At 41.6% G+C, this 6,179-nt stretch carries 6 protein-coding genes and 2 pseudogenes; 3 read left to right on the top strand and 5 right to left on the bottom strand.

Going from position 1 to position 6,179, the window contains the following annotated elements:
- Positions 1-339: 339 nt before the first annotated feature.
- The 4 genes and pseudogenes from IQ242_RS14110 to IQ242_RS26205 form a co-directional block, all read right to left on the bottom strand.
- Complete coding sequence (locus tag IQ242_RS14110; protein ID WP_193960398.1) at positions 340-759, bottom strand: putative toxin-antitoxin system toxin component, PIN family; 420 nt, start codon at positions 757-759, stop codon at positions 340-342.
- The gene (locus IQ242_RS14105) at positions 752-1,063 is read right to left on the bottom strand and encodes a hypothetical protein (RefSeq protein WP_228020996.1); all 312 of its coding nucleotides are present in this window, start codon (positions 1,061-1,063) and stop codon (positions 752-754) included. The genes IQ242_RS14110 and IQ242_RS14105 overlap by 8 nt, the downstream gene beginning before the upstream one ends.
- Before the next feature lie 131 nt (positions 1,064-1,194).
- Positions 1,195-1,323, bottom strand: a pseudogene (locus IQ242_RS26210) (PEP-CTERM sorting domain-containing protein); the annotation flags it as partial.
- A gap of 357 nt (positions 1,324-1,680) precedes the next feature.
- Positions 1,681-2,184: pseudogene (locus IQ242_RS26205) on the bottom strand (vWA domain-containing protein); the annotation flags it as partial.
- A gap of 801 nt (positions 2,185-2,985) precedes the next feature.
- On the opposite strand from IQ242_RS26205, the gene IQ242_RS14095 reads away from it, so the two are divergent.
- Positions 2,986-3,195: a hypothetical protein gene (locus IQ242_RS14095; protein WP_223210956.1), complete on the top strand. Its 210-nt coding sequence runs from the start codon at positions 2,986-2,988 to the stop codon at positions 3,193-3,195.
- Between the two features lie 167 nt (positions 3,196-3,362).
- Here IQ242_RS14095 and asnS read toward each other — a convergent pair whose 3' ends face one another.
- On the bottom strand, positions 3,363-4,727 hold the full coding sequence (gene asnS / locus IQ242_RS14090; protein ID WP_193960396.1) for an asparagine--tRNA ligase: 1,365 nt from the start codon (positions 4,725-4,727) through the stop codon (positions 3,363-3,365).
- A 321-nt stretch (positions 4,728-5,048) separates the two neighbouring features.
- Here asnS and IQ242_RS14085 point away from each other — a divergent pair, with 321 nt between their 5' ends.
- Positions 5,049-5,444 carry an SHOCT domain-containing protein gene (locus IQ242_RS14085; RefSeq protein WP_193960395.1) on the top strand — a complete coding sequence of 132 codons (396 nt, stop codon included), beginning with the start codon at positions 5,049-5,051 and terminating at the stop codon, positions 5,442-5,444.
- Positions 5,444-5,974, top strand: a complete 531-nt coding sequence (locus IQ242_RS14080) for a ComEA family DNA-binding protein (RefSeq protein ID WP_193960394.1) — start codon at positions 5,444-5,446, stop codon at positions 5,972-5,974. Before IQ242_RS14085 ends, IQ242_RS14080 begins: the two co-directional genes overlap by 1 nt.
- Positions 5,975-6,179: the final 205 nt, after the last annotated feature.

Here is a 6,179-nt window from a genome sequence, read left to right as displayed (position 1 = left end):
CCTTTGCCATACTGTTTTTGCAACCGTTCCCGATTACGAATTCCTGTTCCTGTGGCAATAATCTCGATATTCGTAATATCGCTGATAATCTCAAAGTCCACGATCGATCAAGCAATCTTAAAGAGTGGCCTTTCATTATAGCATCTATTGCCAAAAAAGAGATATAAAAAAACCAAACCCCCTCAACTGACTGAATGAAGGGGGCATTTATTGATTTAATGCTGATGAGTCTTTAACTTCTAAGAGCGCTGTAAAGACTTATCCGACTCATTCAGATAGGTCTTGAGTTATGTCTTAATCTTAGTGTAGCAAGGAAAGTGGGCAAAAAACTAAACCCCATCAACTGACGGAATCAGTATCCAAAAATTCTAACACAGTGATGATTTTAATGTTTCTAAATGGGTTCAAGACTAGCAAATCTTCATCCCCTGTAATAAGAGATTCAGCATGACCACTAATCGCTAACTCTAGATATTTATTATCCTTGGCATCTCGACATTCATCGATAGATTCTGACGGTTGCACTAATAAAGATGCTTCTACTAATGTTTCTAATAGCTCTTGGCGAATTGATTTAGCTAAATAGCGGTCAAATTTAGAACGAGATAAAACGTTACTAAGTTCATCAATAACCGTCTCAGACAGGATAATTATGCCCTGATTCTTAGCAGTTTCTAACGCCAAACGAGGTGGACTGTTTTTAAATAAAAAAGCACTAACAATTACATTAGCATCAAAAACAAATCGGGGTTTATTCATCTTGTTCTAAGATAGACGCTAAAATCTCTGGATTTAATCCGTTAGCTTCTGCTTCATCACTAGCTCGATCCATAATTGTTGATAATCTAGCTCCTGCTTTTTGACGATACTTTTCTAATTCTAATTGAATAGTTTTAGTTAATTTATTTTCTATATTTGCTCGGTCATTGGGGTTGATTTTAGCGTAATATCTAGCAATTTCTAAAGGAACTTGAATAGTGATTTCTGTCTTGCTATTCATGGTAATTGATTGTTTTTTTACTTTTGACAGACCTCCATTATAGCACAAAATCACAATACTCATTGAATTTGACGATATTGATGTAAAAATTGCCATTAAATCACAAAAATTAATAAATAGAAACATGGACAAAAAATAAAACCCCCTCAATTTACTGAATGAAGGGGGCATTTATTGGATTTTTGGTGTTCAATTTAGCTTACTTTTGTGGTTTCTTTTTCAGTGGATTTAGAGGGTTTTAGTTTGCGCTTGAGGGTTGAAGCTGCGCCGAGAGTGCCGAGGGCGAGGAGGCTTAAGGTGGAGGTAGGTTCTGGAACACTTACAGTAATCTTATCGTTTTCAATTGCACCAGTTACCCCCGGAACCAACGTTTGGAAATTATATACTCCTGGGAGTAGCCCCGTAATCTTCATGTCAAAGGTACGGCTTTCTCCCCCAGGAACTTTAGTGCAGCCCAGAGGATCGGTGCAGTTAAAGAGGATACTCAGTCCTGATGTATCACCAACAGTCGTCGGATTGATATCAATAGTTGAAGTCGCCGTACTTAGGGCATTAAGAACGGTAGTAACGACAGCTGCTTGAGGAACAATGTAGAAGTTGTCGTCATGAGTGCCATTAGTAGCACTTGCAATCGTACTGGATTGGAAATTAGTGTATCCGTAAGCAGCACCATCATCAATCCCAGTCCCAGGTCCACTACTGTTGAATGCTAAAACAGTCACTCCTCGTGCTTTTAAAGCGGTGATCGCTTCGTTTATTGTGGTTGTCTCCTCGTGACTAGGATAATCACCAAACCAGATGGCATATTTAGCCGCTTCAGGGCGCCAGCCTGTCGCAGAAGAAGCAGCCAGTTGCTGCAAAGCGTAGAAATTAGCTTCAGGAGCATCGCCACCTCCGTCCGCAGCCCAAGCATTAATCGCATTGGTAACAAGAGACGTGTTATTAGTGATGGCTTGTTGCAGTTGATAATTATAAGGGTCGCTGCCTGCATAACAGTTTGGAGGAATACCCCCTGCACTTTCACAGGGATCGCCCTTATAGTTCCCTACGGCAAATTGAGTGTTAGGGTACGCAGCCAGAATTTGTGTTAGCAAATCATTGGCACTGGCTTTTACTTTGTCAATGACAGAGCCCATGCTGCCTGTGGTATCCGATAGGAAGAAAACATCAAGGGTCGTAGGCATTAGATCTGTAGTAACTGTCTTTGAGACCGTGACCATATCCCCTATGCCAAGATTCGCAGAAAAAGTAGCGGGAGTCAGACTTCCGGCGGATGCGATAGTTGGCATCCCGACAATCCCAACAACGCCAAAAGAGCCAATTAACCAGCCTAGTAGATTTGTCTGTTTCATGATATTTTTTAAACTCCATTCTTGTAGCCCCGGTGTGGGTTGGATTAAGTGACAGAGTGATAGCCCAACCCAACACCAAAGGCAACTTTTGAGCCATAATAGACAACACCTGTTGCCGGGGGAATCTATCATTAGAATGATTTGAAGGACACCAATGGCCGACAAAAAAACAACACACATTCCCCCCACAACTGTATTAAAAATTACAATTTAATAAATCTTTATATTTCTCTCCCTAGCTTAGGGGTTTACAGAGCAGGGAGTCTCAGGTGTTTTCCGTTGTTTTACTGCTTCTCAGACGAACTATCCTCTTCCTTGAGTTATTGTGGCGCGGTATGTCGGATTCGTCTTTGCGTTCATCTCTGTCTCGAAGTTGTTGAAGCAGATTCTCTATTTTGTTATAATTAGTGTCATTCGTTCGGTTTTGGCAGGGAAAAATATTCCGACACTTGCACAACTCTTACAATGTTATACCCTATCTTGTTGGGCAACAAGGTTTTATTTACCAATTAACTTAATAAGATTGGATGAGCGTACTAAAAATATTTTCATGTTAATTGTTGAAGGTATTGAGATTGAAATTAAACCTAATGGACAATGGATAAAATGAATCAAAAACCTAATTTTAAAACTATGACCTCTCAAGAATTAAAAAGTTATGTATTATCTCATCGTGAGGATGACGAAGCTTTTTATGCTTATGTAGATAAGGTAAATGAAAGAAAAGATCGAGTAGTTTATCCACCTTTAAACTCCTTAGAAGATCTGGAAAAATATCCCGAAGTTATTGAACAAATGCGTCAAGATTCCTGGCATAATTTTCAGCAAAATGAGTTAACTTAGATACATTGCGATCGCACTCTCTCGCAGTCAGGTCAAGCAATAGCCCAACCCAAGACAGAAGGAGGACAACAAAACAAGGCACATTTTCTACTTCAAGTCTGTAGCCTAAGCTACAATTTAATAAATATTTACATTCCTCTTTTCTCCCGTCGATCCTAGACATCATTCTAAAAGTCGGCACTTAAAGGGGTACGGGGGAAAGGAATCACATCGCGAATATTGGTCATTCCCGTCATGAATTGTACCAGACGCTCGAATCCTAAACCAAAACCAGCGTGGGGAACGGAACCGTAGCGACGCAGATCTAAATACCACCACAAATCATCGGGATTCATTCCCTGTTCCTGCATTCTTTGGATTAATACATCTAATCGTTCTTCCCGTTGGGAACCGCCGATAATTTCGCCGATCTTGGGTGCTAAAATATCCATAGCGGAAACGGTTTTATTATTGTCATCTAGACGCATATAAAAAGCTTTGATTGTCTTGGGATAATTGGTGACAATCACGGGTTTTTTAAATAGTTCTTCCGCTAGATAACGTTCGTGTTCTGACTGTAGATCTACGCCCCATTCTACCGGAAACTCGAACTGACGATCGGCTTTTTCTAATAACTCGATCGCTTCACTGTAGGTAATCCGGCCAAACTCACTATTAACGATATTCTCGGCCGTACTTAACACCGTTTTATCGATACGTTCGTTAAAAAACTGCAAATCTTCGGGACAATTTTCTAAGACGAATTTAAAGATATATTTCAGAAAAGCTTCCGCTAAATCCTGATCCCCTTCCAGATCACAAAAAGCCATTTCCGGTTCCACCATCCAAAACTCGGCCAGATGACGGGAAGTATTAGAATTTTCGGCGCGAAAAGTCGGGCCAAAAGTGTAAACATTAGATAAAGCCATGGCCATTACTTCCGCTTGTAATTGTCCACTGACGGTTAAATAGGCCCGTTTACCAAAGAAATCCTCGGCAAAATTGGCGGGTTTTTTTAAGTCTAAACTGGTGACAGTAAATAATTCCCCCGCACCTTCGCAGTCGTTAGCGGTAATAATGGGAGTATGTACCCAAATAAAGCCTTTTTCTTGGAAAAAAGTGTGAATAGCGGTGGCGCAAGCGTTTCTAACCCGCATTACTGCTCCTAGGGTGTTGGTTCTTGCTCGCAGATGGGCAATAGTTCTTAGGAATTCAAAGGAATGACGTTTCTTTTGTAGGGGATAATCCGGGGGACAGTCACCATAAAGGGTGATTTCGGCCGCTTTTAACTCGATATTTTGCCCTTTACCCGGGGAAGGAACCAAATTTCCCGAAACAGCGATCGCCGCTCCTGTACTAATTGTCTTTAGTACATTTTCATAATCGGGTAAAGTCGGTTCGAGGATAACTTGTAAGTTGGCTAGGGATGAGCCATCATTAACTTCCAGGAAAGTAAATTCTTTTAATTCTCGTTTTGTTCTCACCCAACCCTGCACGGTGACGGATTGATCCGGTTGTCCTGTTTGAAAGATTTCCTTGATTCTGCTAGTCATTGCTTATCCCTATGTTAAGTGGCTGAGTGGAATTAAATATAAGATGAACGTAGGTTGGGTTGAAGCATGAAACCCAACGCCCGCTAATGTTACGCTACCGCTAACCCATCCTACAAATAATTGTGTCTCCCTACTTAGAACCAAAGAGTAAGTGGGTGGGTGGAATTAAATATAAGATGAACGTAAGTTGGGTTGAAGCATGAAACCCAACGGCCGCATGGGTTACGCTACCGCTAACCCATCCTACAAATAATTGTGCCTCCCTACTTATTTTAGAATAGAAGGTTCAGATCAGGCTAAAATCAATCTCGAACAGGTGTCATGCTTCTGGTGGAAAAATTATTAAGTAAGCCCAAAAGCCGTAAATTAGCGATTTTTTTGGCTTTTATCGGTAGCATTCTCGCTTTACCCTTTCCTATCGCCGGTATTCATAAATTCTATCTCCGTCAACCTCTCTGGGGAATTATTTATCTTCTCCTTTGGCAAACTCCCATTCCCCGGGTGGCTTGCGCGATCGATGCGGTGTGGTATTTAATCCAAGATAACCAATTTTTGGCTAACTATTTTCCTACTGCCACCGCTGCTGCCACTGTCCCCAGTTTAGAGCCTAAACAAGTAGAGGCGATCGGGGCAGCTTTAAGGGAATTAGAGCGCCTCCGGCAAGAAGGATTAATTTCTGAGTACGAATTTGAAGAAAAACGGCGACAACTACTATAATGACACCGCAAAACTGGTTAGGACGCACTTTTAACCCTTTAAAAGCCAAAATTAGCAATGATCCCTATTATCGCTTTCGTTCCCTCGATGAGATCGCTATGGCGGCACAATTGGGCATTAAAATTAATGTCAGTCAAGCGGGTGTGGATGATTGGCTGCGATTGCCGGGGATATCCATCCATCAAGCGCGGATGTTGGTGGAATTGCTGGGTATGGGGGTAGAATTGCTTTGTCTTGAAGATCTAGCGGCTGCTTTGAGTGTTCCTGTGGCTAGATTGAAAGCTTGGGAGCCGATTCTAGAATTTGCCTATTATAGTCCCGAAAGTCACCTCGCACCCCCTAAAATCAATCCTAACACCGCTTCGATCGAGCAGTTAACCACCCTGCCCCTGATCAGTAATAATTTGGCGGCTGCCATTATTAAAAATAGAGAAGAACAGGGATTATTTAAGAATATTGTGGATTTTAAAGGGCGTTTATCCATAGAAGCTCAGGAAATCTCCCAATTAATGCACTTTTTTCAGTTTTAATCCCAAATCCTCAGAACAGGAGATAGGAGATAGGAGATAGGAGTCAGGAGTCAGGAGTCAGGAGACAGGAGATAGGAGACAGGAGATAGGAGTCAGGATTCAGGAGATAGGAGATAGGAGACAGGAGACAGGAGACAGGAGACAGGAGTCAGGAGACAGGAGATTATTTTTATTTATCCTTCCCATCCCCCCACACCCTACACCC

This window comes from Microcystis sp. LEGE 08355 (assembly GCF_015207185.1).
GTDB lineage: Bacteria > Cyanobacteriota > Cyanobacteriia > Cyanobacteriales > Microcystaceae > Microcystis > Microcystis panniformis.
This window is presented reverse-complemented; position numbering and strand designations above follow the sequence as displayed.

Bases quoted from the DNA above. Each gene is read 5' to 3' on its own strand.
- IQ242_RS14095 (WP_223210956.1), top strand. From the start codon at position 2,986: ATGACCTCTCAAGAATTAAAAAGTTATGTATTATCTCATCGTGAGGAT.
- IQ242_RS14085 (WP_193960395.1), top strand. From the start codon at position 5,049: ATGCTTCTGGTGGAAAAATTATTAAGTAAGCCCAAAAGCCGTAAATTA.
- IQ242_RS14080 (WP_193960394.1), top strand. From the start codon at position 5,444: ATGACACCGCAAAACTGGTTAGGACGCACTTTTAACCCTTTAAAAGCC.
- IQ242_RS14110 (WP_193960398.1), bottom strand. From the start codon at position 759: ATGAATAAACCCCGATTTGTTTTTGATGCTAATGTAATTGTTAGTGCT.
- asnS (WP_193960396.1), bottom strand. From the start codon at position 4,727: ATGACTAGCAGAATCAAGGAAATCTTTCAAACAGGACAACCGGATCAA.
- IQ242_RS14105 (WP_228020996.1), bottom strand. From the start codon at position 1,063: ATGAGTATTGTGATTTTGTGCTATAATGGAGGTCTGTCAAAAGTAAAA.